Below are 21,131 nucleotides of genomic sequence, written 5' to 3'. Positions count from 1 at the left end.
GGCGGATCGTCCCTCGCGGGCTCCACCCGTGCCCCCGTCCCCCGGCGCACCGGCCCCGCGGGCCCGCGCACCCGTAGTCCCGGCCGGCGCTCACCCGTGCCAGGAGCGCCAGAGCGCCGCGTAGGCGCCCTCCGCCGCGACCAGCTCCTCGTGGCTGCCCAGCTCGCTGATCCGGCCGTTCTCCACGACGGCGATCACGTCGGCGTCGTGGGCGGTGTGCAGCCGGTGGGCGATGGCCACCACGGTGCGGCCGTCGAGGACTCGTGCCAGGGAGCGTTCCAGATGGCGGGCCGCGCGCGGGTCGAGCAGCGAGGTCGCCTCGTCCAGGACCAGCGTGTGCGGGTCGGCCAGCACCAGCCGGGCCAGCGCGATCTGCTGGGCCTGCGCGGGGGTCAGGGCGAGTCCGCCGGAGCCGACCTCCGTGTCCAGTCCGTCGTCCAGGGCCCGCGCCCAGCCGTCCGCGTCGACCGCGCCGAGGGCCGCCCACAGCTCGGCGTCCGTGGCGTCGGTGCGGGCCAGCAGGAGGTTGTCGCGCAGGGACCCCACGAAGACGTGGTGCTCCTGGTTGACCAAGGCGACATGCGCGCGGACGCGTTCGGCGGGCATCCGGGACAGCTCCGCGCCGCCCAGGGTGATCCGGCCGTTGCGGGGCGCGTAGATCCCGGCGAGCAGCCGGCCCAGGGTGGACTTGCCCGCACCGGACGGGCCGACCAGGGCCAGCCGGGTGCCCGGCGCGACCCGCAGGGAGACCTCGCGCAGCACGTCGACGCCCTCGCGGTAGCCGAAGCGCACCCGGTCGGCGTCCACGACCCGTCCCTCGGGGGCCAGCGCCGCGTCCCCGGCGTCCGGCTCGATGTCCCGCACACCGACCAGGCGGCCCAGCGACACCTGGGCGACCTGCACCTCGTCGTACCAGCGCAGGATCAGGTTGACCGGGTCGACCAGCATCTGTGCGATGAGGGCGCCGGTGGTCAGCTGGCCCACTCCTATCCAGCCCCGCAGCACGAACACCCCGCCGACCATCAGGACCGAGCCGAGCACGAGGAGGTGGACGGTGTTGATGACGGGGAAGAGCACGGAGCGGAGCCAGAGGGTGTACCTCTCCCACGCGACCCATTGCCCGATCCGCTCCTCCGACAGGGCCACGCGGCGGGCGCCGAGGCGGTGCGCCTCGATGGTGTGGCCCGCGTCCACGGTCTCGGCGAGCGCGGCGGCGACGGCGGCGTAGCCGGCGGCCTCCGAGCGGTAGCCGGACGGCGCCCGCCTGAAGTACCAGCGGCACCCGATCACCAGGACCGGCACGGCGAGCAGCACGGCGGCGGCCAGCGGCGGGGCCGTCACGACCAGCCCGCCGAGCAGCAGCAGGGCCCACACGACACCGATGGCCAGTTGCGGCACGGCCTCGCGCATGGCGTTGGCCAGCCGGTCGATGTCGGTGGTGATACGGGAGAGCAGGTCGCCGGTGCCCGCCCGTTCCAGCACGCCCGGCGGCAGCCCCACGGACCGGACGAGGAAGTCCTCGCGCAGGTCGGCCAGCATCCGCTCGCCGAGCATCGCGCCCCGCAGCCGTACCTGCCGGACGAACAGGGCCTGCACGGCGAGCGCGAGCAGGAACAGCCCGGCCGTCAGTCCCAGGTGCAGTTCCCGGGCCCCGTCCGACACCCGCTCGACCAGGCCGCCGAGCAGGTACGGACCCGCCATGGAAGCGACCACGGCCACCGTGTTGACGGTGATGAGCAGCAGGAAGGCCCGGCGGTGGCGGCGGAACAGCTCGGAGACGTAGGCGCGCTCGGTCGCGGCGGCGCCGACGGGCAGGGTGGGGGCGGTCGTCGGGGCCGCCGGGTCGTAGGCCGGCGGTGCGACGCCGATCATGCGCTCTCCTCGATCTCTTCCAGCTCCTGGAGCGCGTCCAGCAGCATGCCGTCACCGGCGGCCAGTTCCTCGTCGGTCTCCCGGGTCACCACGGCCCGGTACCGGGGCTCGGCGTCGATCAGCTCGCGGTGCGGGCCGACCGCCGCGACCCGGCCCTCGTGGACCAGGACGACCTGGTCCGCGTGGTCCAGCAGCAGCGGCGAGGAGGTGAACACCACGGTCGTCCGTCCCGACCGCAGGCGGCGCAGCCCGTCCGCGATCCGGGCCTCGGTGTGGGAGTCGACCGCGGAGGTCGGCTCGTCCAGCACCAATACCTCCGGGTCCGCGATCAGCGACCTGGCGAGGGCCAGCCGCTGGCGCTGGCCGCCGGACAGGGACCGGCCGCGCTCGGTGATCCGGGCGTCCATCGGATCGGCGGTGTCCAGCGAACCCTGTGCCAGCGCGTCCAGGACGTCCTCGCACCGCGCCGCGGCGAGCGCGTCCGCGGCCCGCACGGCACCCGAGGCGGGCACGTCCAGCAGCTCGCGCAGCGTGCCGGACAGCAGCACCGGATCCTTGTCCTGGACGAGGACGGCGGTGCGGGCGCTGTCGAGGGGCAGTTCGTCCAGGGGCACCCCGCCGAGCAGCACCGACCGGTCCGGCTCCGCCGGGTGGCCGCCGAGCCGCTCGGCCAGCCTGCCCGCCGCGTCCGGGTCGCCGCACACCACGGCGGTGAACCGGCCGGCGGGAACGAGCAGACCGGTCACGGGATCGTGCAGGTCGCCGCCCGGCACCTCGGCGGCGCGGGTGCCGTCGGTGGCCGTGGACCGCTCCAGGGCCAGCACCCGCGCGGCGCGCTTGGCCGACGGGCGGGAGAAGGAGTACGCCATGGCGATCTCCTCGAAGTGCCGCAGCGGGTAGTTGAGGATCATGACCGCGCTGTAGACGGTGACGAGTTCGCCGACGCCGATCCGGCCCTCACGGGCCAGGTCGATGCCGCGCCAGACGACCGCGATCAGCAGCAGCCCGGGCAGCAGCACCTGCACGGCGGAGATCAGCGACCACATCCGGGCGCTGCGCACGGCGGCGTGCCGTACCTCCTGGGAGGCCCGGCGGTAGCGGTCGAGGAACAGTTCCTCGCCGCCGATGCCGCGCAGCACCCGCAGGCCCGCGACGGTGTCCGAGGCCAGCTCGGTGGCCCGGCCCGCCTTCTCGCGCTGCACGTCGGCGCGGCGGGTCGCCCGGGGCAGCAGCGGCAGCACCGCGAGCGCCACGACGGGCAGGCCCACGGCGACGACCACACCGAGCGCGGGCTCGTACACGACCAGGGCGACACCGACGATCACCACCGTCACCGCGGCGGCGGTGAAGCGGGAGAGGGCCTCGACGAACCATCCGATCTTCTCCACGTCACCCGTGGACACGGACACCACTTCGCCGGCGGCGACCCGCCGGGTCAGGGCGGACCCCAGGTGCGCGGCCTTGCGGGCCAGCAGTTGCTGGACGCGGGCGGCGGCGGTGATCCAGTTGGTGACGGCGGCGCGGTGCAGGAAGGTGTCGCCGACGGCGAGTCCCGCTCCGCACAGCACCAGCAGACCCCCCGTCAGGGCGAGCCGGGTGCCGGAGCGGTCGACGGCCGCCTGCACGGCGAGCCCGACGCAGAAGGGCAGGGCGGAGACGGAGACGAAATGGAGCAGGCCCCAGGCGAGCGACTTCAGCTGCCCGCCCAGCTGGTTGCGCCACAGCCACCACAGGAATCGGGGACCCGAGCGTGTGTCGGGCACGCCCGGATCGGGATACGGAAGGTCTTGGATCTGCATGACGTCCCAGTGGCTCGTGTCGGGGCAGGGAGCGGAACGCCGCGACGAGCGGCAACAAGCCGTGAAAGGTTGACGTCATGCAGTGGTGAATTTCAAACAGTTTTTCCCGACGGCCCGGGAAATCCACCGCCTTCCGGCCAGGGCAGCGCCGTCCGGCGGCCGGGAGCCCCGCCTCCCGGCCGCCGCGCCGTCAACGTCCGGCGGTACCGGCCGCCCCGGCCGGGTGCTCCTGGGAAGGCGGTGCCGCTGCCGACGCCGGCGACGAGGACGAGGACACGACGTCCACGTCGTCGGCCCGGACGTACGCGAGGCGGTGGCCCAGCTGGATCTCGTAGTACTTCTCCCGGCCCCACACCACCGGGTTCGGCGCGTCGGTGAAGGACTTGGGGGTGTAGGAGCTGCCCACCCCGGACTGCGTCACATAGCGCTGGCCCGCCTGGATGCTGTACGGCAGCGGGGACTCGTCCGGCTCGTCCACGTCGTCCGGGTACGCCTCCTCCTCCGGGAGGGCACGCCCGTACACCTGGACCTCGTCCAGGCCCTCCTTCGGCGTGACCATGCGTCCGGCCGCGCCGACGGCGGTCGGACGGCTCCGGGGATTCTTGAACCAGGCCTTGTGGCCCTGGAACCAGATCGCCGTCCAGTCGCCGCTGCGGTCGGCGACGGCGAAGGTCTGACCGGCGGAGACGCGCGAGCCCAGGTCGTTGACGTCCCTGGTGGAGTCCTCGCCGTCCGGCTTGCGGCCCGGGTCCTGGATCAGCGGGGCGCGCTCGCTCGGCTCGGTGTACAGGCGGACGGCGCTGGAGCCGTGCGGCCGACACGGTGAACCGCTGCCGCCGCAGCCCGTGAACTCCGGCTGGTGCGTGGCGTAGTCGGGCAGGATGGTCACCATGTCACTGTCCGGTCCCGCCGTGGCCCGCAGCGGCGCGCCCAGGAGGTCGAAGTAGTGGCGCCAGTCCCAGAAGGGGCCGGGATCGTCGTGCATGTCGGGGATGCTGTCGGCGGTCGGGGCCGGCACGTTGTCGTGGCCGAAGATGTGCTGCCGGTCCAGCGGGATGGCGTACTTCTTCGCCAGGTACTTCACCAGGCGTGCCGAGGCCTGGTACATCCGCTCCGTGTACCAGGTTCCCGGCTGGGTGAGGAACCCCTCGTGCTCGATGCCGATGGAGCGGGCGTTCACGAACTGGCTGCCCGAGTGCCAGGCCTCGTCCTTGGTCTTGACGTGCTGGGTGACATGGCCGTCGCTGGAGCGGATCGAGTAGTGCCAGGACGACTCCGTGGGGTCCTGCACCGTCTGGAGCATGCTCGGCAGCTCCGCCTCGGTGTCGTGGATCACGATGTACTCGATCGGCTGGTCCCGGGGGCGGTCGGCCAGGTCGTGGTTGCCGTACGCGCTGTCGTCGATCTCCTCGTAGGGCGCGCCGAGCCAGTCGCAGGCCAGCTCGGCGGGGCACTCGACGTCCTTCTGCCGCTGCGGGCCCCGCGCGGTGGCGGGGCGGTGGCGCGGCTGGACACGGGGGTTCGCGGGGAGCGTGACCTCCTGGCCCTCGGCGGTGGTGCGGTGCGCGCCGCGGCGGATCAGGGCGAAGACGTCGTCGGCGTAGGCGGCGGCCGACGTGACGTCACGGGTGCCCGGGAAGCGGGCCACGGTCTCCCACCAGTCTCCCGGGTCGGCGCTGAGCGGCTTGCCGAGCTGCCGTTGGGTGGCCGCGAGGAGAGCCGCGCCGCCGCGTACGTTGGCGACGGCGTCCTTGCGCAGGCGTTCGGCCGGGACGTGGATCAGCCGTGCCGCGCCGGGCAGGTCGGCGGGCTGCACGGCGTGGCGGGGCGAGGCGTCGGCGCTCTCCGTGGCGGCTGGCCCGGGGGCCGCGGCCCCCGGGCGGGTGTGGACGCCGTCCGCCGCCTGCGGGTCGGCGGACGGGGCCGGGGTGGTGACGAGTTCGGGGTCCAGCAGGTGCATCGGCCCGAAGCCGCCCGCGACGCTGGGCGCGCCGGGGTGGGAGTCCCAGCGCGACTGCACGTAGGACACGCTCATGAGGACACTGCGCGGCACGTGGAACTCGCGCGCGGCTTCCGTGAAGGCGTCCTGCAGTTGACGGTCGGACGGGTCGGCGCAGCCGGACATCGGGAGGATCAGCAGCGGTGGCAGCAGCACCGCCCCCGCGATCACGCAGGCCGTACGGCGGCATCTCCGGACGGCACCGGGGACACGAGCAGCGACAGTTCTTCTCATTGCAGAGGTTCTCCCAACCACGCTCGTTCGCAACCAGGGCAGTGGAGTTGCCCGTCGCGCCACCCCTTGTACGTTTCCGTGCCCCGCGCGCCGTGTCGTGGCGAGCGTCACCGGGGTGGACCAGCGCTCCCCCAGAGGCCACCCGGTCGGCGGCAGTGACTCCGCTGCCCGGGGCAACCAAACGCGACCGCGAACGAACGCCGTCCGCCACCACCCGTCGCCGCCCGGACCGGTCACCCGGTCGCTCGGCCGATCAGTCCTCGACCGGGTCCGGCTGCCAGTCGGGATGCCCCGGCATCGAAGGGGTGTGCGGCCCGTACAGCCACGAGGTGAGGAACGGGCCGAGGTCCTCGCCCGCGACCTGGGAGGCGAGGGCGATGAAGTCCCGGGTGCCGGCCGCCCGGCCCCGGTAGACGGTCACCCAGGCCCGCTCGATCCGGCCGAAGGTCTCCTCGCCGACCTTTTCCCGCAACGCGAACAGCACCAGCGCCGAACCGTCGTACCGCATCACCTTGAACAGCGTGGCGTCGGTGGGTTCGGCGGGCGCTCCCTCGTCGTGGCGCCACTGGTCGTGCTGTTCGTACGCCGCCCGCATCACGGACTCCAGGCCGGCCCCGCCGTGCTCGTCGGAGTACAGGCGTTCGTAGAAACGGGCGTGACCCTCGCTCAGCCACAGGTCGGACCAGCGCCGGATGGCGACGCTGTCCCCCGTCCAGTGGTGGGTCAGCTCGTGCACGAGGTTGCGCTCCGCGTCGACCCGGTCGCCCAGCAGGTCGTCCCGGGGCAGGACGGAGAGCGACTGGGTCTCCAGCGCCACCGGCAGGTCGGTGTCCCCGACCAGGACGCCGTAGCGGCGGAACGGGTACGGGCCGAGCCGCTGTTCCAGCCAGGCCAGGTGGTCCGGGGTGAGCGAGCGGTACTCCTCGGTGTCCGCGACCAGCCCGTCCGGCACCACGTCCCGGACGGGCAGCCCGCGCGGCCCCTCGCCGTCGACGAACCTGAACCTCCCGATCGCCAGCTGCACGAGCTGCGCCGCGATCGGCTGTTCGGAGTCGTACGTCCAGCGGGTACGGCCGTCGGGTTGCCGGACGGTGCCGACGAGCCGGCCGTTGGCCACCGCGCTCAGCCCGGGAGGGGTCGTGACGCGGAAGGTGACGGGCGCCCGCAGGCTGGGATGGTCGTTGGCCGGGAAGATCATCCGAGCGCCGTCGGGCTGCGCGCAGACCACGGTCCCGTCGGCCGTGGGCACCCAGCCGTAGTCCTGGATCGCGTCGTCGCGGTGGCGTTGCCGCGTCGGATCGGCGGTGTACGCGACGCGGACGGTGAACGCGCCCCCGCGGAGGATCGGCTTGGCGGGGGTGACGACGAGTTCGTCACCCTGGCGTTCGGCGGCGGCCGGCGCCCCGTCCACGGTGACGCGGTGCAGTGTGTTGCCCGCGAAGTCCAGGTCGAAGCGGGACAGGGCCTGGGTGGCGGTGGCGTGGATGGTGGCGCCGGCCCGGAACGGCGTGCGCGGCGCGAGCCAGTCGAAGTCGAGCGTGTAACGGCGGACGGTGTAGCCGCCGTTGCCGGCGAGCGGCATGAGCGGGTCGCCGATGCCGGGCGCGCCGGGCGACGCGGCCGGACCGGCGGTGGCGCCGGGGGCGGGGGTGCCACGCCCGGGGTGTGGGCCCGCGCCGGCGAACAGGGCGGTACCGGTGATGGCGACCGCCCCCGCGAGCGCGGCGGCCGCGATGAGCGCGCGGACGGTCCGACGGCGCCGTGCCGATGCGCGGGTGACCGGCCCCTTCCCCACGGCCGGGCCCTGCCCCGTGGCCGACGCCTTCACCGCGGGTGTCCGTGGGCGGGGAGAGGAGCAGGGCACCCGGCGACGGGACCGGCGGTCGTGATCTCCATGCCCGCACTATGCCAGTAAGGTGCGCTTATATAACTAAATGTCACTTCTCTGGGTGCTCGTGTGGTGTCCCGGGACGGCTGCCGCCGTCCCGCCGCTCCGTCCGAGGCGTCATTGCGGGCCGGGCCGTCTGCCCGTAGAACACGGGCCATGAGAAGAAAGTTAGCCATGTCCATGCTCGCCGGAGCGGCCCTCCTGGCGAGCGCGCTCCTCGGCACGGCCGCGCCCGCCGCCCGGGCGGCGGACGTGCCCGCCGAGTTCGGCACCGACTGGCACGACCCGGTGACCGCGGCCCCGCCCGTCGACCGGCCGCACACCCGCTCGTGCCGGGTCACCCTCGCCGACGCGCGGTTCCGTGACTTCACGCCCTACCGCGGCGCCTACGCGCCGCCCGAGGGCTGCGGCGACCGCTGGAGCAAGGTCGTCCTGCGCCTCGACGGCAAGGTGAAGGGCCGTCAGTACGACCGCCTCGGCTATCTGCGCGTCGGCGGCGTCGAGGTCCTGCGCACCTCCACCCCGGAGCCCTCGCCCGACGGCATCGAGTGGCACGTCGAGAAGGACGTCACCCGCTACGGCGAGACCTTCCGCACCGCCCGGGACGTCGAGATGCTGATCGGCAACGCGGTGGACGACACCTACACCGGTGTCATCGACGTACACGTCACCCTGACCTTCTACGGCGGGCGCCCCGCGGCCCCCGTCCCCGACCGCGTCCTCACCCTCGACGAGACGTCCGCCGGTACGACGCTCACCACATCGCGCAACAGCGAACGGATCGTCGCCGAGGTGTACGCGACGGGTTCGGGCGGCGGCTGCGAGGAGTTCTGGTACCTGACCGTCGCCGACCCGGCGCCGTACTCCTGCAAGGCCGACCACGGCCCGTACCGCGAGGTGCGGATCAGTGTCGACGGCCGGCTCGCCGGCATCGCGGCGCCGTTCCCGCACGTGTGGACGGGCGGCTGGTCCAACCCCTTCCTCTGGTACGTCGTCCCGGCCCCGCGCGCCTTCGACGTCCGGCCCGTCGAGTACGACCTCACGCCCTTCGCCGGTCTGCTCAACGACGGCCGGCCGCACCGCGTCGAGGTGTCCGTGGCCGGGGTGCCGACGGGGCAGCCGGGCTGGAGCACACCGGTGAACGTCCTGGTCTGGCAGGACCCGCACCGGGCCCGTGTCCCCGGCGCGCTCACCGCGGACGCGGCCACCGATCCCGCGAACTCCTCGGTGTACACCCCCGGCCGGGAGCACCGGGTGGACACCGGGGCGGGGCACCGGCTCACCGTCTCCGGGTACCTGGACACCTCTCACGGACGGGTGACCACCACCGTCACCCGGACGCTCGCCCACACCTCCGTCCACCGCTGGACCGACGGCGAGGACACGGACGGGCTCGACGCCTCCTGGAGCGACGACGAGTCGGTCAGGACCGCCGGTCACGGCCCGGCGCGGACGACGCGCACGCACCGGACCTACGTCATGAACGGCACCGTCACCCTCGGCCCGGACGACCGGCTGCGCACCCGGCTCACCCTCGGCGACCGGGCATCGGCGGTGACGCACGAGGGCGGCCGGCGCGTCGCGTGGTCACGGCTGGACGACACCTACGCCGGCGACGCCTCCTACACCCTCGACGTCCCGCGTGACCAGCGGCACGCGGTCGGCACCTCGACCGAGCGCTACCGCCTCCTCGGCCCGTCCGGCTGCCACGACCGCTCGCTGACCACGGTCCAGGGCGTGCTCACGGAGGACCGCGACCGCTGCCGAGCCCGGCCCGCGGCAGGGGCCCCCGCTCCCCGGGCGGGCCGTCCCGGGGTGCGGGCGCCTCGGGACGGGGACCTCTTCCGGAGGGGTCAGCAGCGCGGCGCGGCGTCCCCGTCGATCAGCGTGTCCAGCAGTACGCCGAGCACCTGACGCTCCTTCTCCGTCAGCGGCGCCAGTATCTCCTCGGCCGCCGAGCGGCGGGCGCCGCGCAGTTCGCGCAGGGTCGCGCGGCCCTCGTCCGTCAGCTCGATCCGGGTCACGCGCCGGTTCGCCGGGTCCGGCGCGCGCCGGACCTTGCCGCTCGCCTCCAGGCCGTCGACCAGCGTCGTCACCGCACGCGGCACCACCTCCAGCCGCTCCGCCAGATCGGCCATGCGCGGCGGCGAGGGATAGTGCGCGAGGGTGCGCAGCAGCCGGGACTGCGCCGGGGTGACGCCCAGCTCACGCTGTTCCAGATGGCGTTTCTGGATGCGGTGCACCCGGCGGGTGAGCCGCAGCAACTGCTCGGCGAGCGCGCTGTCCGCATCGGGGGTGGTCATGCGGGAACAATATCAGGATGCCGTTCATTGTGAGTATAGGTAACAATGAGCTACGATCAGTCAGGCTTCGCCGGCCGTCCCGGGTCCGGCGCCCGTTCCCCTCCGTAGGAGCCCATGCATCCCGACCGTGAACCCTCCTGGACCCCACCTGCCGACGCCGGCGAGCAGCCCCGGCAGGTGCGCCGCATCCTGCGGCTCTTCCGTCCCTACCGCGGGCGGCTCGCCGTCGTCGGGCTGCTCGTCGGCGCCTCCTCCCTGGTCTCGGTGGCCACGCCGTTCCTGCTGCGGGAGACGCTCGACGTCGCCATTCCCGAGGGCCGCACGGGTCTGCTGAGCCTGCTCGCGCTCGGCATGATCCTCAGCGCCGTCCTGGCCGGCGTCTTCGGCGTGCTCCAGACGCTGATCTCGACCACCGTCGGCCAACGGGTCATGCACGACCTGCGCACGGCGGTCTACGGCCGGCTCCAGCGCATGTCGCTCGCCTTCTTCACCCGCACCCGCACCGGCGAGGTGCAGTCCCGCATCGCCAACGACATCGGCGGCATGCAGGCCACCGTCACCTCCACCGCCACCTCCCTGGTCTCCAACGTCACCAGCGTGGTCGCCACGGTCGTCGCGATGGTCGCGCTGGACTGGCGGCTGACGATCGTCTCGCTCGTCCTGCTGCCGGCGTTCGTCTGGATCAGCCGCCGCGTCGGCAACGAACGCAAGAAGATCACCACCCAGCGGCAGAAGCAGATGGCCGCGATGGCGGCCACCGTCACCGAGTCGCTCTCGGTCAGCGGCATCCTGCTCGGCCGCACCATGGGCCGCTCCGACTCCCTGACCGCGTCCTTCGCCACGGAGTCCGAACGCCTGGTCGACCTCGAGGTCAGGGCGAACATGGCCGGGCGCTGGCGCATGGCCGTGATCACGATCGTGATGGCCGCCATGCCCGCCGTCATCTACTGGACCGCCGGCCTCGCCCTCCGGTTCGGCGGCCCCGAGGTCTCCCTCGGCACCATCGTCGCCTTCGTCTCGCTCCAGCAGGGCCTGTTCCGCCCGGCCGTGAGCCTGCTCGCCACCGGCGTCCAGATCCAGACCTCGCTGGCGCTCTTCCAGCGCATCTTCGAGTACCTGGACCTGCCGGTCGACATCACCGAGCGCGAACGGCCGGTCCGCCTCGACACGGTCAAGGGCGAAGTCCGCTTCGAGGACGTCGGGTTCCGCTACGACGACAAGGGCGGCCCCGTCCTCGACGGCGTCGACATCACCGTGCCGGCCGGCGGCAGCCTCGCCGTCGTCGGCCCGACCGGCGCCGGCAAGTCCACGCTCGGCTACCTCGTACCGCGCCTGTACGACGTCACCGGCGGCCGGGTCACGCTGGACGGGGTGGACGTCCGCGACCTCGACTTCGACACCCTCGCCCGCGCGGTCGGCGTCGTCTCCCAGGAGACCTACCTCTTCCACGCCTCGGTCGCCGACAACCTGCGGTTCGCCAAGCCGGACGCCACCGACGAGGAACTGCACGCGGCGGCCCGGGCCGCGCAGATCCACGACCACATCACCGCACTGCCCGACGGCTACGACACGATCGTGGGCGAACGCGGCCACCGCTTCTCCGGCGGCGAGAAGCAGCGCCTGGCCATAGCCCGCACCATCCTGCGCGACCCGCCGGTCCTCATCCTGGACGAGGCGACCAGCGCGCTCGACACCCGCACCGAGGCGGCCGTCCAGCAGGCCATCGACGCGCTGTCGGCCGACCGCACCACGATCACCATCGCCCACCGGCTGTCCACCGTCCGCGGCGCCGACCAGATCGTGGTGCTGGACTCCGGCCGCGTCGCCGAACGCGGCACGCACGAGGAACTCCTGGAGCGCGACGGCCGGTACGCGGCCCTGGTGCGCCGCGATGCGCAACTGCGACCGACAGACTGAACATATGCCAGGTTTATGACGATGTGCGTATTAACGTGCCCGCATGCAGACGAACACTCCGCCACGGAGCATCCGACTGACACGCCGGGGCAGACTCGTCACCCTCGTGGCCGGCGCCGTCGCGGCCGGCACCGTCGTGGCGGTGCCGCTGCTGCTGCTCGCGGGCGACCGCGAACAGACCAGACCCGCCACACTGGTCATCCCGGAGGGCTGGCGCGCGAGCCAGGTGTACGACGCGGTCGACAAGGCGCTCCGGCTGCCCCCGGGCAGCACCCGCAAGTCGCTCGGCAAGGCGGCGCTCAGACTGCCCGGCGAGGCCGAGGGCAACCCGGAGGGCTATCTCTTCCCGGCGACGTACCCGATCCCTCAGGGAGCGACCCCGGAGTCACTGCTGCGCACCATGGTCGACACCGCCCACGACAAGTACGGCCTCGCACCGGTCACGGCGGGGGCCCAGCGCAACGCCATGAACCTCCACCAGGCCGTCACCGTCGCCAGCATCGTCCAGGCCGAGGCGGGCACCAAGGCGGACATGGGCAAGATCGCCCGGGTCATCCTCAACCGGCTGGCCCGCGGAATGCCGCTGCAGATGGACTCGACCGTCAGCTACGCGCTCGACCAGGACCCCGTCCAGGGCGGCCAGAGCGGCGGCCAGGTGCAGAGCCCGTACAACTCCTACCAGCGCATGGGCCTGCCCCCGACCCCGATCGACAACCCCGGCGCGGACGCGATGCGCGCCGCCCTCAACCCCACCCCGGGCGACTGGCTCTACTTCGTCACGATCCGGCCCGGCGACACCCGCTTCACCGCCGACTACGACGAGCACCTGCGCAACGTGGCCGAGTTCCACGCCGTCCACCAGAGCGCGGCGCCCGCATCGCCGGACGGCGGCGTGCCCTGGTCCTCGCCCTCCCCGGTCCCCGCGCAGCCCTCGGCCGGCTGAGCGGCGGCACGTCACGCGGCGAGGGCCTCCCCGTCGAGCAGCCGACGGATGTCCCGGACGGCCGCGCGCCCGGCCCGGTTGGCCCCGATGGTGCTGGCCGAGGGACCGTAGCCGAGGAGGTGGACCCGCGGATCGGCGACCGCGCGGGTGCCCGCCAGGCGGATGCCGCCACCCGGTTCCCGCAGCCCGAGCGGGGAGAGATGGTCGAGCGCGGCCCGGAAACCGGTCGCCCACAGGATCACGTCGGCCGCCACCTTCCGCCCCTCCCGCCACTCCACCCCGTCCGGGGTGATCCGGTCGAACATCGGCCGCCGGTCGAGGACCCCGTCCGCGAGACCACGCCGGATCGCGTCGTTCAGCGGCAGCCCGGTGACCGAGACCACACTGCGCGGCGGCAGCCCCTGGCGCACCCGCTCCTCCACCAGCGCGACGGCCGCGCGGCCCGCCTCCTGGTCGAACGGTCCCTCGCGGAAGACCGGGGGCCGCCGGGTGACCCAGGTGGTCGCGGCGGCGTAGGGGGCGAGTTCCAGCAGATGCTGGGTGCCCGACGCCCCACCGCCCACCACCACGACCCGCAGACCGGTGAACTCCTCGGGACCCGTGTACCGCGCGGTGTGCAGCTGCCGGCCCCGGAAGGTCTCCTGGCCCGGGTAGCGCGGCCAGAACGGCCGGTCCCATGTGCCGGTCGCGTTGATCAGCGCCCGGGTGGCCCAGGTGCCGTCCGACGTCTCCACGAGCAGCCGCCCTCCGGTTCCCTCACGCACCGCGCGGACGTCCACGGGCCGCCGGACCCGCAGGTCGAAGGCGTGCTCGTACCGGTCGAAGTACTCCCGGACCACCTCGGCCGAGGGCCGTGCCGGGTCGGCGTCCGTCAGCTCCATGCCGGGCAGCGCGTGCATCCCGTGCACCTTGCCGAACGTCAGCGAGGGCCACCGGAACTGCCAGGCACCGCCGGGGCCGGGGGAGTGGTCGAGGACCACGAAGTCGCGGTCCGGGCCGTACCCGGACCGCCGCAGGTGGTAGGCGGCGGACAGACCTGCCTGGCCCGCGCCGACCACGACGACCTCGACCTCGTCCCCGCGTGCTGCGTTCATGCCTGTCCCCAACAGGAACCGGCACACGGATCTTCCCGGTGACCCGGTGACCCGGTGGCCCGGTAGCCCGGCGGACATCCGAGCCCCGCGGCGCTCCTACGCGTCACTCCTTGGCCGGGGTCGTCGACGGCGGGAGCCCGCCGTTGTACCGCCGGTCCACGAAGTCGCCGAAGTCGACCTTGTGCGGGATGAGCCCCAGCCCGGCGAAGGCGTCGGCGATCCGCTGCTCCGAGGCGACCAGCGGTCCGTCGACGGCGACCGCGACGCGGGTGGAGTTCGTGCGCCGCACGGAGGCCAGTGCCACCTCGTACGGCAGACCGGTGTCTTCGGCCCACACCTTGGCCCACTCCTCCTGGTGGCCGTTCACCCAGTCCGTGGCCCGCCGCAGCCGCGCCAGGTAGTCCTTGATGGCGGCGGCCTTCTCGCGGTCCTTCAGCGCGGCGGGCGAGGCGACCTGGAAGGAGAAGCCGTTGGTGACACCGTCCCCGGTGGTCAGCACCCGGCCCTGTTTCGCCTGGAGGATCTGCGAGGTGTACGGGTCCCAGACCGCCCAGGCGTCGACCTTGCCGGAGGTGAACGCGGCGAGCGCGTCGGCCGGCTGGAGGTACTTGACCTTCACGTCGGACAGGCGCAGCCCTGCCTTCCCGAGCGAGGCGACCAGCTGGAAGTGGGCGGACGAGCCCTGGGCGACGGCGACGGACCTGCCCTTGAGCTGCCGGGGTGCGGTCAGTTCCGAGCCGTTCGGCACGAGGATGGTGTCGCCCCTGGAGGTGCCGTGCCAGGCCGCCACGACGGTGATCTTCGAGCCGGCGCCGGCCGCGAAGACGGGCGGGGTGTTGCCGACGCCGCCGATGTCGACGGCCTTGGCGTTGACGGCCTCCAGCAGCGGCGGGCCGGAGGTGAACGTCGACCACTTGATCTTGTAGTGCAGGTTCTCCAGTTCTCCGGCGGCCCGCAGGATGGCCTCCGAACCGCCCTTCTGGTCGCCGACGTCCAGCGTGACCGAGCCCGTTCCGTCGGTGTCGGTGCTCGCGGACGAGCTCCCGCCGCAGGCGGTGAGCAGCAGGGCGAAGGGCAGGAGGAGCGCGGCGGGGAGGAGTCGTCGTCGCATGAGGTTCCGTTCCGGTGCGAGGAAGCGAGGAGGCGAGGAAGCGAGGAAGCGAAAGGACGGAGCGCGGGGGCGCAGGTCAGGGGGTTCCGGTCTCGGTGGCGGTGTCGACGCCGAGGAGTCCGAGCAGCCGGGCGCGGAGCGCGGCGAACCGGGGATCGGTGATCTCGCGCGGCCGGTCGAGGCCGATGTGCTGTTCGTGGGCGATCCGGCCGTGGTCCATCACCAGGACGCGGTCGGCGAGCAGCACGGCCTCCTCGACATCGTGCGTGACCAGCAGCACCGCGCAGCCCCGGCGCTGCCACACCTCCCCGACCAGGCGCTGGGCCTTGATCCGGGTGAGCGCGTCGAGGGCGCCGAACGGCTCGTCGAGCAGCAGCAGATCGGGTTCGCGCACCAGGGCGCGGGCGAGGGAGGCGCGCTGGGCCTCGCCGCCGGACAGCGTCTTCGGCCAGGCGTCGACGCGGTGATCGAGGCCGACCTCCTCCAACACCCGTTCGGCGACGGCCCGGCCGGGCCTGCCGGGCAGTCCGAGCAGGACGTTGCGCCACACCTTCTTCCAGGGCATGAGCCGGGGTGCCTGGAAGGCGACGGCCCGGCGGCGCGGGACCAGTGCCGTGCCCTCGATGTCCCGGTCCAGGCCCGCGAGGATGCGCAGCAGGGTCGACTTGCCGCATCCGCTGCGGCCGAGCAGGGCCACGAACTCGCCGGGCGCGATGTCGAGTCGCAGATCGTCGATGACCGCGCGGCCGTCGAAGGAGCGGGTCAGCCCCTCTACACGGACCGCGGGCGCGGTCACCGTCCGGTGAACGTCGGTCGCCATTGCAGCAGCAGCCTTTCGAGGGAGCGGACGACGAAGTCGGCGAGCAGGCCGAGGAAGGCGTAGACGATCAGGCAGACCACGATCACGTCGGTCCGCAGGAAGTCCCGCGCCTGGACCATCAGGAAGCCGATGCCGGCGTCGGCGTTGACCTGCTCGGCGAAGACGAGCGCGAGCCAGGCGATGCCGAGCGAGTAGCGCAGCCCGGTCAGCGCCCCGGGCAGCGCGCCCGGCAGGACCACGTGCCGTACCAGCCCCCACCGGGACAGCCCCAGCGACTCACCGGCCTCGATGAGCTGGGCGTCGACACCGCGGATGCCCGCGTAGACGTTGAGGTAGAGCGGGAAGGTGACGCCGAGCGTGATGATCGCGGTCTTCGGGGCCTCGCCGATGCCGAACCAGATGATGAACAGCGGGATGAGACCGACGAACGGCACCGTCCGCAGCATCTGCACCGGCGCGTCCACCAGGTCCTCGCCGATCCGGAACAGCCCCGCGACCAGGGCGAGTCCGGTACCGGTCACCGTGCCGAACAGCAGGCCCAGCGCCACCCGCCGGAGTGAGGTCGCCATGGCCGACGGCAGCGAGCCGTCGTCGACCAGGTCCCAGCCGACCCGGGCGATCCGGCCGGGCGAGGCGAGCACGTCCGGGGTCAACAGCCCGGTGGTGCTGAGGAGTTGCCACAGGACCAGGAGCAGGAGCGGGCCGCTGGCGCGGCGCAGCCAGCGGGGGATCCGGGCGCGGCGGACGGAGGCGGGGACGATGCGCTGGAGTTCGGGGGACGCGCCCCCGTCAGGGTGTTCCGGTGCGGAGATACCGGAAATGTCGGCCGATGGGGGGTTGGGTGGGGCGTGGCTGATGCTCATGGACGCTCCAGGGGAAGGCAACGGCTCCGCGCCGCCTCGCCATGCTCAGGTCAATGAGTGGTCAAGGCGTGCGTACGGGCAGGCGGGGGCGGCCCGGAGTCCGGGCGGAGGGGAAAGGAGGGGGGAGGGGCGTCAGCGGCCGAGGGGACACGCGGCGGAGGCCACCCGCAGCAGGTCGATGTGACCGCGCGTGGTGAGCAGGGCTGAACGCGACATGCGGCCGAACGTAGCCAGAGGGGCGTGCACAGGTCAACGGTGTCTCGCGTTACGGACCGGCCGTATCAGAAACGGGGGGTTCCGGGACGTGTGAAAACCGGCGTATGGGTCAGGATGGGGGCATGTCCGATGCCTTCACCACGCGCATGCTGCACGTCTCCACCGGTTCCCGGGAACGTGTCGTCGACCTGACCGCCGACTGCGAGGAGTTCCTGCGGGAGGCGGCGGCCGGCCGGGACGGTCTGCTCAACATCTTCGTCCCGCACGCCACCGCCGGGATCGCCGTCATCGAGACGGGCTCCGGCAGCGACGACGACCTCCTCGCGGCCCTGCACACGCTGCTGCCCGCCGACGACCGCTGGCAGCACCGGCACGGCAGCCCCGGCCACGGCCGCGATCACGTCCTGCCCGCGATCGTCCCGCCGCACGCCACCCTCCCGGTGATCGACGGCCGGCTGGAACTGGGCACGTGGCAGTCGGTGTGCCTGGTGGACACCAACAGGGACAATCCCGACCGCCGGGTGCGGCTGAGTTTCCTCGGCTGAGCTCTCCCGGCCGAGCCGCCTGCCCGGCCGAGGCGCTTCCCGGCCGAGCCGCTCGCCCGGCTGGGCCGGACGGGTCAGTGACGCTCGGGGGCGTTCTCCTGGTCCGCCTTCTCCTTCTTCAGGTTCTTCAGCCGCGTGGCTTCCTTGCGGACCTCGGCCTGGGTGGCGCGCTCCTTCTCCAGCCACTCGGGCCGCTCCTGCTTGAGCGCCTCGATCTGCTCGGTGGTCAGCGCCTCGGTCACGCCGCCGCGGGCCAGGCCCGCGATGGACACGCCCAGTTTGGCGGCCACCACCGGGCGCGGGTGGGGACCGTTGAGCCGCAGCTCGCGCAGCCACTCCGGCGGGTCGGCCTGGAGCTCGTTCAGCTCGGCGCGGGTGACCACACCCTCCTGGAAGGAGGCGGGGGTGGCGGGGAGGTACACACCCAGCTTCTTCGCCGCGGTCGCGGGCTTCATCGTCTGGGTGCTCTGCTGCGACTTCATGAGGTCAAGGGTATCGGCCGCCTGCGCGGACGCCGACCACGGCCGGGACCGGCAGTACGCCGGCGGCCGGTAGTCTGGCCTGGTGACAGGCTCGGAGGAATCACCGTCGTTCCGGCTCGCGTACGTTCCCGGGGTGACGCCCGCCAAGTGGGTGAAGGTCTGGAACGAGCGCCTGCCCGGCATCCCGCTCACCCTCGTCCAGGTCCCGGCCGCCGAGGCGCCCGGGGTGCTGCGCGCGGGGGAGGCGGACGCGGGCCTCGTCCGGCTGCCGGTCGACCGTACGTACTTCAGCGCGATCCCGCTGTACACCGAGACCACGGTGGTCGTCGTCCCCAAGGACCACCTGATCACGGCCGCGGAGGAGGTGACCCTGGCCGACCTCGCCGACGAGGTGCTCTTCCACCCGCTGGACGACGTCTTCGACTGGGACGCCCCGCCGGGCGAGCCGGCCTTCGAGCGTCCCGCCACGACCCCGGACGCCATCGAGCTGGTGGCGGCGAACGTCGGCCTCCTGGTCGTGCCGCAGTCGCTGGCCCGCCTCCACCACCGCCGTGACCTCACCTACCGCCCGGTCGTCGACGCGCCGCAGTCGAGCATCGCGCTGTCCTGGCCGGAGGAGGCCACCACCGACCTGGTGGAGGACTTCATCGGCATCGTCCGCGGCCGCACGGTCAACAGCACCCGGGGCCGTACGACGGCGCCCTCCGGGACCGATTCCCGGCGCACCCGCACCGACCAGCAGAAGCCGGCGGCGAAGTCCGCCGGCAAGTCGTCATCGAAGGCGTCGGCGAAGTCGTCCGGGAAAGCGGCGGGCCGCACGGCGGGCGCCCGCACCGGCGGCGCCCGGCCGGCCAAGCGGGGCAAGCCGCGCCGGAGGTCGTGAGGCGGGCCGCCGGCCGAGAGACCCGCCGGCCCGGACACGGACCGCCTCGGCCGCGGACGAACGAAGACCGCGGGGGGCGTACGGCCTGACGCGGCGTGGGCCCGCGGGGGCGGTACGGGTCTGGCGCGAGGCCGGGCGCGAGCGGGGAACCCCCTCGCTCGCAGCGGAGGCTCACGCGAGGCCGGGCGCGAGCGGGGAACCGCCTCACTCAAAGGCTCCAGGGCCGTTCCGTCCGACGCGGGAGTGCGAGGGGGGGCAGGGCCGGCACGGGCCCGCCGGGACAGGGGTGCCGCCTGACGGACGCGGCGCCGGAGGGGGCGCGGACGTCCCGCCGTACGAGGGGCTGAGCGCGGCCGGTCGCCCGGTGCGGCCCGCCCGTCTCCCACCCCCTCACCTGCCGGGCCGCACCCCCTCCTCGACGCCGTCCTCTCCCCGGCCCCGAGCGGCCGGCTCCGGGGTCTTCTCCGGCTCGGGCCGCACATGGCGTTCCCGCAGGTCGGCGACCGCCAGCAGCAGGGCGACCAGGATGATGCCCACGGCGGAGAGCAGCCCGAGCTGCATCGCCGTGTCGGTGCGGCCGTGGTTGGCGAGGTGGGCGAAGTACACCGAGCCCACCACCGCGATCCCGGCCGCCGAGCCGACGCGCTGGCCCGTCTGGAGGACGCCGCCGGCCGCGCCCGCCCGCTGCACGGGGACCCGGGTGAGCGTGAGGGTGGTGTTCGGGGAGACCGTCAGACCGGACCCGATGCCTCCGACGAGCAGCGGCAGCGCCGACGCCCAGCCCACGTTGGGCCCCGGGGCGAGCGCCACCGCCACCATCACGCCGAGCAGCCCGAGGGCCACGCCGCCCAGCCCGATGACGACCAGCTTGCGGCCGAACCGCACCACCAGCCGGCCCCCGGCGGCGGCTCCGACCGCGGAGGCCGCCGCGAAGGGCAGGACCGTCAGCCCCGACGCCAGCGCGCTGTAGCCCACGCCGTTCTGCAGGTACAGGGCGTAGAGGAAGAAGACGGTGGTGAAGCCCGCGAAGTAGGTGAGGCTGATCAGCGCGCCGAGGGTGAACGAGCGCAGGGAGAACAGGCCGAGGTCCACCAGCGGGGCGCGCCCGAGCAGCGCCTGCCGGCGTTCCCAGGCCCAGAACGCGCCCAGCAGCAGCAGCGCGACCGGCAGCAGCGCCCACTTCTCCCGGCCGGTCCACTGCTGCTCCTGCACCAGGGGCAGCATCAGCGCGAGCACGCCCGCGCCGAGGAGCAGCACCCCGAACAGGTCGAACACCTCGCGCTTGCCCGCCGCCGGGTAGCGGGGCAGCAGCCGCAGTCCCACGACGAAGGCGGCCACCCCGATCGGCAGATTGACGAAGAACACCCAGCGCCAGCCGTCGGCGGTGCCGGCGGCGTCGATCAGCAGCCCGCCCACCAGCGGGCCCGCCGCCGTGGACACCCCGATGACCGTGCCGAGCACACCGAACGCCTTGGCGCGCTCGGCGCCCTGGAACATCTGCTGGATCAGTCCCGAGGTCTGCGGCGCGACCATGCCCGCCGCCGTGCCCTGGATCAGCCGGAACACCACCAGCCAGCCGGGGCCGGAGGCGAGCCCGCACGCCAGCGAGGCCACCGTGAACAGGGCGAGGCCCCACAGGAAGGCCTGCCGCCGGCCGCGCATGTCGCCCAGCCGCCCGGCCGGGACCAGCGCGAGCCCGAAGGTGAGGGCGTATCCGGAGACCACCCACGACTGGACCGCCTCCGAGGCGCCCAGCCCGTGTTCCAGGGAGGGAAGTGCCACATTCACGATCGAGGTGTCGAGGAGCGAGATGAATCCCGCGGCCAGACAGACCCCGAGCGCCTTCCACCGCCGCTCGTCGGGGGCGGGCCGTGCCTGGACTGTGCTCATGGGGTCACGCTATGCAGTCACGGCCCGCCGCGCATGCGCAGAGGGCCGTCCGTAGCGGGACCGGTCGGCGGGCCCCGTCACGCAGCCGCGCGTACGCCGGCCGTGCCCGGAACTCCGCCCGGCCGCCGCCCGGCGGCAGGGGTGCGGTGGTGGGCCCGGGGGCCTCCGCCCGGGCGGGGAAGCGGGGCAGGGCGCGAGGCGGCGCGTGCCGGCCGCGTGGGCCGCCGCGCGAGTCCCGCCGCCGCTGTCCGGACCCTGGCCCGCACCCGCGG

Annotated in this window: 16 protein-coding genes and 1 pseudogene; 5 read left to right on the top strand and 12 right to left on the bottom strand. The window is 73.6% G+C overall.

What is annotated here, in order from left to right; all coding sequences use genetic code 11:
* Positions 1 to 90: 90 nt before the first annotated feature.
* From ACZ63H_RS04030 to ACZ63H_RS04015, 4 genes are all read right to left on the bottom strand, one after another.
* Entirely contained in the window at positions 91 to 1,872 is a 1,782-nt protein-coding gene (locus ACZ63H_RS04030; RefSeq protein ID WP_469861911.1) for an ABC transporter ATP-binding protein, read from the bottom strand.
* The gene (locus ACZ63H_RS04025) at positions 1,869 to 3,671 is read right to left on the bottom strand and encodes an ABC transporter transmembrane domain-containing protein (protein WP_469861908.1); all 1,803 of its coding nucleotides are present in this window, start codon (positions 3,669 to 3,671) and stop codon (positions 1,869 to 1,871) included. The genes ACZ63H_RS04030 and ACZ63H_RS04025 overlap by 4 nt, the downstream gene beginning before the upstream one ends.
* Positions 3,672 to 3,861: 190 nt before the next feature.
* A complete protein-coding gene (locus ACZ63H_RS04020; protein WP_469861906.1) occupies positions 3,862 to 5,904 on the bottom strand; it encodes an N-acetylmuramoyl-L-alanine amidase in 2,043 nt (680 codons plus the stop codon).
* Between the two features lie 253 nt (positions 5,905 to 6,157).
* Positions 6,158 to 7,699 (bottom strand): M1 family metallopeptidase, encoded by a 1,542-nt coding sequence (locus tag ACZ63H_RS04015; RefSeq protein WP_469861904.1) that lies wholly within the window; start codon positions 7,697 to 7,699, stop codon positions 6,158 to 6,160.
* Between the two features lie 249 nt (positions 7,700 to 7,948).
* Between ACZ63H_RS04015 and ACZ63H_RS04010 the strand changes: the two are divergent.
* Positions 7,949 to 9,556: pseudogene (locus tag ACZ63H_RS04010) on the top strand (peptide-N4-asparagine amidase); the annotation flags it as partial.
* 89 nt (positions 9,557 to 9,645) lie between these two features.
* Here the strand turns inward: ACZ63H_RS04010 and ACZ63H_RS04005 are convergent.
* Positions 9,646 to 10,095: a MarR family winged helix-turn-helix transcriptional regulator gene (locus tag ACZ63H_RS04005; RefSeq protein ID WP_469861902.1), complete on the bottom strand. Its 450-nt coding sequence runs from the start codon at positions 10,093 to 10,095 to the stop codon at positions 9,646 to 9,648.
* A 114-nt stretch (positions 10,096 to 10,209) separates the two neighbouring features.
* Between ACZ63H_RS04005 and ACZ63H_RS04000 the strand changes: the two genes are divergently transcribed.
* Positions 10,210 to 12,012, top strand: a complete 1,803-nt coding sequence (locus ACZ63H_RS04000; RefSeq protein ID WP_469861900.1) for an ABC transporter ATP-binding protein — start codon at positions 10,210 to 10,212, stop codon at positions 12,010 to 12,012.
* Between the two features lie 43 nt (positions 12,013 to 12,055).
* Positions 12,056 to 12,955 (top strand): endolytic transglycosylase MltG, encoded by a 900-nt coding sequence (gene mltG, locus ACZ63H_RS03995; protein WP_469861898.1) that lies wholly within the window; start codon positions 12,056 to 12,058, stop codon positions 12,953 to 12,955.
* Positions 12,956 to 12,966: 11 nt separating this feature from the next.
* On the opposite strand, the gene ACZ63H_RS03990 is transcribed toward mltG, so the two are convergent.
* The 5 genes from ACZ63H_RS03990 to ACZ63H_RS03970 form a co-directional block, all read right to left on the bottom strand.
* Complete coding sequence (locus tag ACZ63H_RS03990) at positions 12,967 to 14,049, bottom strand: NAD(P)-binding domain-containing protein (RefSeq protein WP_469861896.1); 1,083 nt, start codon at positions 14,047 to 14,049, stop codon at positions 12,967 to 12,969.
* 103 nt (positions 14,050 to 14,152) lie between these two features.
* Positions 14,153 to 15,160 carry an ABC transporter substrate-binding protein gene (locus ACZ63H_RS03985; protein WP_469861894.1) on the bottom strand — a complete coding sequence of 336 codons (1,008 nt, stop codon included), beginning with the start codon at positions 15,158 to 15,160 and terminating at the stop codon, positions 14,153 to 14,155.
* 76 nt (positions 15,161 to 15,236) lie between these two features.
* Complete coding sequence (locus tag ACZ63H_RS03980; RefSeq protein ID WP_469861892.1) at positions 15,237 to 15,980, bottom strand: ABC transporter ATP-binding protein; 744 nt, start codon at positions 15,978 to 15,980, stop codon at positions 15,237 to 15,239.
* Positions 15,953 to 16,843, bottom strand: a complete 891-nt coding sequence (locus tag ACZ63H_RS03975; protein WP_469861890.1) for an ABC transporter permease — start codon at positions 16,841 to 16,843, stop codon at positions 15,953 to 15,955. The genes ACZ63H_RS03980 and ACZ63H_RS03975 overlap by 28 nt, the downstream gene beginning before the upstream one ends.
* Before the next feature lie 132 nt (positions 16,844 to 16,975).
* Complete coding sequence (locus ACZ63H_RS03970) at positions 16,976 to 17,059, bottom strand: putative leader peptide (protein WP_318206137.1); 84 nt, start codon at positions 17,057 to 17,059, stop codon at positions 16,976 to 16,978.
* 122 nt (positions 17,060 to 17,181) lie between these two features.
* Here ACZ63H_RS03970 and ACZ63H_RS03965 point away from each other — a divergent pair, with 122 nt between their 5' ends.
* Complete coding sequence (locus ACZ63H_RS03965; protein WP_467940020.1) at positions 17,182 to 17,604, top strand: secondary thiamine-phosphate synthase enzyme YjbQ; 423 nt, start codon at positions 17,182 to 17,184, stop codon at positions 17,602 to 17,604.
* Positions 17,605 to 17,678: 74 nt separating this feature from the next.
* Here ACZ63H_RS03965 and ACZ63H_RS03960 read toward each other — a convergent pair whose 3' ends face one another.
* Positions 17,679 to 18,086 (bottom strand): DUF5997 family protein, encoded by a 408-nt coding sequence (locus ACZ63H_RS03960; RefSeq protein WP_469861888.1) that lies wholly within the window; start codon positions 18,084 to 18,086, stop codon positions 17,679 to 17,681.
* Between the two features lie 82 nt (positions 18,087 to 18,168).
* Here ACZ63H_RS03960 and ACZ63H_RS03955 point away from each other — a divergent pair, with 82 nt between their 5' ends.
* On the top strand, positions 18,169 to 18,969 hold the full coding sequence (locus tag ACZ63H_RS03955; protein WP_469861887.1) for a LysR family transcriptional regulator substrate-binding protein: 801 nt from the start codon (positions 18,169 to 18,171) through the stop codon (positions 18,967 to 18,969).
* Positions 18,970 to 19,359: 390 nt separating this feature from the next.
* Here the strand turns inward: ACZ63H_RS03955 and ACZ63H_RS03950 are convergent, their stop codons facing one another.
* On the bottom strand, positions 19,360 to 20,859 hold the full coding sequence (locus ACZ63H_RS03950) for an MFS transporter (protein WP_469861885.1): 1,500 nt from the start codon (positions 20,857 to 20,859) through the stop codon (positions 19,360 to 19,362).
* Positions 20,860 to 21,131 lie beyond the last annotated feature (272 nt).

Source organism: Streptomyces sp. NPDC104831 (assembly GCF_055583025.1).
Note: the sequence above shows the minus strand (reverse complement) of the source record. Positions and strands in the feature narration are given on the sequence as shown.

Excerpts from the sequence above, each read along its gene's own strand:
- ACZ63H_RS04030 (WP_469861911.1), bottom strand. The coding sequence starts at position 1,872 with ATGATCGGCGTCGCACCGCCGGCCTACGACCCGGCGGCCCCGACGACC.
- ACZ63H_RS04025 (WP_469861908.1), bottom strand. The coding sequence starts at position 3,671 with ATGCAGATCCAAGACCTTCCGTATCCCGATCCGGGCGTGCCCGACACA.
- ACZ63H_RS04020 (WP_469861906.1), bottom strand. The coding sequence starts at position 5,904 with ATGAGAAGAACTGTCGCTGCTCGTGTCCCCGGTGCCGTCCGGAGATGC.
- ACZ63H_RS04005 (WP_469861902.1), bottom strand. The coding sequence starts at position 10,095 with ATGACCACCCCCGATGCGGACAGCGCGCTCGCCGAGCAGTTGCTGCGG.
- ACZ63H_RS04000 (WP_469861900.1), top strand. The coding sequence starts at position 10,210 with ATGCATCCCGACCGTGAACCCTCCTGGACCCCACCTGCCGACGCCGGC.
- mltG (WP_469861898.1), top strand. The coding sequence starts at position 12,056 with ATGCAGACGAACACTCCGCCACGGAGCATCCGACTGACACGCCGGGGC.
- ACZ63H_RS03990 (WP_469861896.1), bottom strand. The coding sequence starts at position 14,049 with ATGAACGCAGCACGCGGGGACGAGGTCGAGGTCGTCGTGGTCGGCGCG.
- ACZ63H_RS03985 (WP_469861894.1), bottom strand. The coding sequence starts at position 15,160 with ATGCGACGACGACTCCTCCCCGCCGCGCTCCTCCTGCCCTTCGCCCTG.
- ACZ63H_RS03980 (WP_469861892.1), bottom strand. The coding sequence starts at position 15,980 with ATGGCGACCGACGTTCACCGGACGGTGACCGCGCCCGCGGTCCGTGTA.
- ACZ63H_RS03975 (WP_469861890.1), bottom strand. The coding sequence starts at position 16,843 with ATGAGCATCAGCCACGCCCCACCCAACCCCCCATCGGCCGACATTTCC.
- ACZ63H_RS03970 (WP_318206137.1), bottom strand. The coding sequence starts at position 17,059 with ATGTCGCGTTCAGCCCTGCTCACCACGCGCGGTCACATCGACCTGCTG.
- ACZ63H_RS03965 (WP_467940020.1), top strand. The coding sequence starts at position 17,182 with ATGTCCGATGCCTTCACCACGCGCATGCTGCACGTCTCCACCGGTTCC.
- ACZ63H_RS03960 (WP_469861888.1), bottom strand. The coding sequence starts at position 18,086 with ATGAAGTCGCAGCAGAGCACCCAGACGATGAAGCCCGCGACCGCGGCG.
- ACZ63H_RS03950 (WP_469861885.1), bottom strand. The coding sequence starts at position 20,859 with ATGAGCACAGTCCAGGCACGGCCCGCCCCCGACGAGCGGCGGTGGAAG.